Source organism: Schnuerera sp. (genome assembly GCF_035459645.1).
GTDB lineage: Bacteria > Bacillota > Clostridia > Tissierellales > Tepidimicrobiaceae > Schnuerera.
Genome location: NZ_DATHXO010000458.1, coordinates 1 through 4,110, shown reverse-complemented (window position 1 = coordinate 4,110; position 4,110 = coordinate 1). Strand labels below are relative to the sequence as shown.

Below are 4,110 nucleotides of genomic sequence, written 5' to 3'. Positions count from 1 at the left end.
AATTATAAAGGTAGCTTCATCTGTTGGCAAAAACAAACATGACCACAAACAAGGGTTTTTAATGGATAACTACCTTAAAAATAAAGAAAAGCATGCAAAAAAATTTCAAAATGATATAGATAGATCAAAATTGTTTTTCGTAGTTAAAAAGCGAGATAAGATACTCGGGTTCCTATTAGCATATACTAAAGAACAATGGCTTGATATTGAGCCTAATTGGATTTTTGATACCAAATGGAAAGATGATTTTAATAAAGATACACTAAAAAAGTTTGTTATATTAGAAAAAATTGCAGTAAAATCTAATTTAACAGGTAATGGCATAGGTAGCGAATTATTTAAAAAGTTTAGGAAGGAAGCTTTAAATCTGGGAATTACAAATATGTTTTCAGAAACTATACTAGCACCTAAACCTAACTTTGCCTCAATGGAATTTGCTATGAAACAAAAATATAAATTAGCAGGAATTAGATATGAAAATTTCCACGAAAAATTATATACTACAATAATTTATCATAGAAAATTATAAAGAAGTCTATAAAAATATCCATATAAAAATTCTGTCCTCCTAAATAATTGAATTTGTTTAGGAGGACTTTCATATTATATAATTATTTAGTGTATTTATCGGCTATTGATGAAGCAGCATAAGAATTCGGCTTCGTTTCACAGCCAAATCCGCAAGCCTTTATCCATCCTACAATTTCTGGTATTAGTTTGGATGTTTGTCCTTTTTTGCCAGCATCTACATGGATATTGATTCCAAAGTCTATACCTTCATTTTGTAATGTTTCAGAAAGTTTAGTTGCTATATCTAAACTAGTACTCGTTTCAAAAAAAAGTTTCTGACTTATATTATTTATCCTTTTAACAGATTTAATATCATAGAAAAATATACCACCACTTCCTAGTCTATGAACGGCTACAACAATAACTGTTTTAGTATAATGAAAATTTTGACTATCTGTTCCTACGGAAATATTATATATACTATCAGGAGATTTCTCTATGAAATTTTTGATTATTTCTATCATTTTTTCATAAGATATTTTACCATAAGTTGGACTATACATTATTTCCCTTCTTTCTATGATCCATGTCTAATTATATAGACTTTTAATATTATCATTTGTAAAATTTCTATAATTTATATAATTCCTTAATAGTTTATTGTTATACTCATAATATTCGATAAAAATTTATTTTTTCCTTCTTTTAAATAAAACAATCTACTTAAAGAGAACAACTACATACCTACATTTTTAAAACCACTTCCCTGTACTTCTACCACATCATTTATAGTAAAGAAAGCAGATGGGTCTATTTCCTCTACTATATTTTTCAACGTTGCAGTCTCTCTAGAAGTAACAATACAATATATAACTTTTTTGTCTTCATTTGTATATCCTCCCATACCCTCTAGAAAAGTAACCCCTCTGTGCAATTTTGTAATTATGGCATTTGCTACTTCCTCTGATTTTTCTGATACTATTATTATATTTTTCTTTACATTGAATCCAGTTTGAACTTTATCCAATATCCTATATCCTATATACATGCCAATTAATGTATACATGGCAGATTTATATCCAAATAGTAATGATGAAAGAGATATAATTACTGTATTCACCGCCATTAACCCAGAACCAATATTTACATTATATTTTATCCTTAAAATTGCTGCTATTATATCGAACCCACCCTGAGAAACTCTATTTCGGAACATTAACCCCATACCAATGCCATTAAATACTCCCCCAAATACTGAAGCCAATAGAATATCATCTATTATAAAATACTCACCAATTCCATTAGTTATAGTCAATAAAAATGATAAAACTAACATAGATATAAATCCGTATATAGCAAATTCCCTATCAATCATTTTAGTACCTATTACAAATATAGGAATATTGATCAAAAATACAGATATACCAGCAGGAAGAGTTGTCAGATACTGTATTATTATTGCTAAGCCACCTACTCCACCACTTAAAAGTTTATTAGGTATAAAGAATACGTTAAAAGCTATAGAACAAAGAAAATTTCCTATTATAATAAATATTAATTTTTGTAATAACCCTTTCATATCTTTAGATTTAAAACTTTTTGCAAATTTCTTAGCCATTTTTATCTCCTTTACATATGATAATATATTTTTACTTAGGTATTATAATATTATAATAACATTTTTTTCGTAAATTGTATAAAAAAAAAGAGCCAAAGCTCTTCATAAGAAAAAATTCACAATTCACAATTATTTAGAAAATAAACTACTTTTTGAAGCAATTACAAACCACTTTACTATATATTGTGCTTTGTGCATTTAATTTATTTATATAAATGACATGCTACAAAATGGTCTTTCTCTATCTCATTTAGTTTTGGAACGACTTCTTTACAAATATCCTTAGCATATCTACATCTTGTTCTAAATTTACATCCAGAAGGTATGTCTACAGGACTAGGCACTTCTCCATCTAGCTTTATAACTTCCTTATTATCCTCTACATGGGGATCAGGAATAGGAATTGCAGATGTCAAAGCTTGAGTATATGGGTGAAGTGGCTTTGAATATAGTTTTTCATTTGGTGCCATCTCAACCATTGAACCTAGATACATTACACCTATTGTATCTGAAATATGCTTTACCATAGATAAATCGTGAGATATAAATAAATATGTTAAGCCCATTTCCCTTTGTAACTTGATCAACAAATTGACAATTTGTGCCTGAATAGATACATCAAGAGCTGATATAGGTTCGTCACACATTATAAAATCAGGCTCTACCGCCAAGGCTCTTGCTATGCCAATTCTTTGTCTTTGACCGCCGGAAAGCTCATGGGCAAATCTGGAGCCATGTTCATGATTTAGTCCAACAATACTTAAAAGTCTATTTATTTTTTCTCTTCTTTCAGCATTACTATAATTAAAATGCACATCCATACCTTCACCTACAATTTCAGCAACGGTCATCCTAGGATCTAAAGAAGCATATGGGTCCTGAAATATTATCTGCGCTCTTTTCTTAAACTTTAACTTCTTTTTACCAGACAAAGATTGTACATCTTCTCCATCAAAATATACTTTGCCATCAGTTGGCTTATAAAGACCTACTACAGTTCTTCCACAAGTTGTTTTACCGCAACCAGACTCACCAACCAAACCAAAAGTTTCTCCTCTTTTTATATTAAAAGTTACATCATCTACTGCCTTTAACATCTTGTTTTTTCCTACTGGGAAATATTTTTTTAAGTTTACAATGTCTATTAAATTGTCGTTTTTCATTTTATCTCACCTCCAGTTCCTATAGGTCTATTAACTTTAGGTGCATTTGGATGTTGCAACCAACAGTTTAATTTATGTGTATCGGAAAGGCTTGTTTCTTCTGGAGATCTTTCTAAACATATTTCCATTGCATATTCACATCTGGAAGCAAAAGGGCATCCTTTTAATGGCAATATTAAATCAGGTGGTGTACCTTTTAATGTATAAAGCTCCTCTTTGCTTTTAGTATCTAAACGTGGCACTGATTGTAGTAAAGCCCATGTATATGGATGCATACTATCATAAAATATTTCATCTCTAGAACCTCTTTCCAGTACTTGTCCAGCATACATTACCTGTACTTTATCAGCAAAATTTGCAACTACCCCTAAATCATGCGTTACTAATATTATTGCAGTATCAAACTTATCTTTTAATTCATTTAATAAATCCATTATCTGAGCTTGTATAGTAACATCAAGAGCAGTTGTAGGCTCATCAGCTATTAAAATCTTTGGATTACAAGACAAAGCTATAGCTATCATTACCCTTTGTCTCATTCCTCCAGAAAGTTGATGAGGATAATCATTTACCCTATCCTTGGCATTAGGTATGTTTACAAGCTCTAACAACCTAATAGCCTCTTTTTTTGCCGCTTCCTTTTTCAATTTTCTATGAATTTTTAATGCTTCCATTATTTGTTTTCCTATAGTCATTGTAGGATTTAGAGAAGTCATAGGGTCCTGAAATATCATACTTACATCCTCTCCCCTATAGGACATAAGCCTTTTTTTAGGCATTGTTACTACATCTTCTTTTCCATTATATATTATCTTAGAC

Annotated in this window: 5 protein-coding genes; 1 reads left to right on the top strand and 4 read right to left on the bottom strand. The window is 30.1% G+C overall.

The genetic code is table 11. The features are described from left to right. A partial coding sequence (locus VK998_RS10790) for a GNAT family N-acetyltransferase (RefSeq protein WP_325228168.1) occupies positions 1–529 on the top strand: 529 nt, incomplete at its 5' end. 82 nt (positions 530–611) lie between these two features. Here VK998_RS10790 and VK998_RS10785 read toward each other — a convergent pair. From VK998_RS10785 to VK998_RS10770, 4 genes are all read right to left on the bottom strand, one after another. Next, entirely contained in the window at positions 612–1,073 is a 462-nt protein-coding gene (locus tag VK998_RS10785; RefSeq protein ID WP_325228166.1) for a ribonuclease H-like YkuK family protein, read from the bottom strand. A gap of 173 nt (positions 1,074–1,246) precedes the next feature. Next, positions 1,247–2,128, bottom strand: coding sequence for a YitT family protein (locus tag VK998_RS10780; RefSeq protein WP_325228164.1), 882 nt, complete (start codon positions 2,126–2,128; stop codon positions 1,247–1,249). A 203-nt stretch (positions 2,129–2,331) separates the two neighbouring features. Beyond that, the gene (locus VK998_RS10775; RefSeq protein WP_325228162.1) at positions 2,332–3,291 is read right to left on the bottom strand and encodes an ABC transporter ATP-binding protein; all 960 of its coding nucleotides are present in this window, start codon (positions 3,289–3,291) and stop codon (positions 2,332–2,334) included. After that, a partial coding sequence (locus VK998_RS10770; protein WP_325228160.1) for an ABC transporter ATP-binding protein occupies positions 3,288–4,110 on the bottom strand: 823 nt, incomplete at its 5' end. The genes VK998_RS10775 and VK998_RS10770, both read right to left, overlap by 4 nt.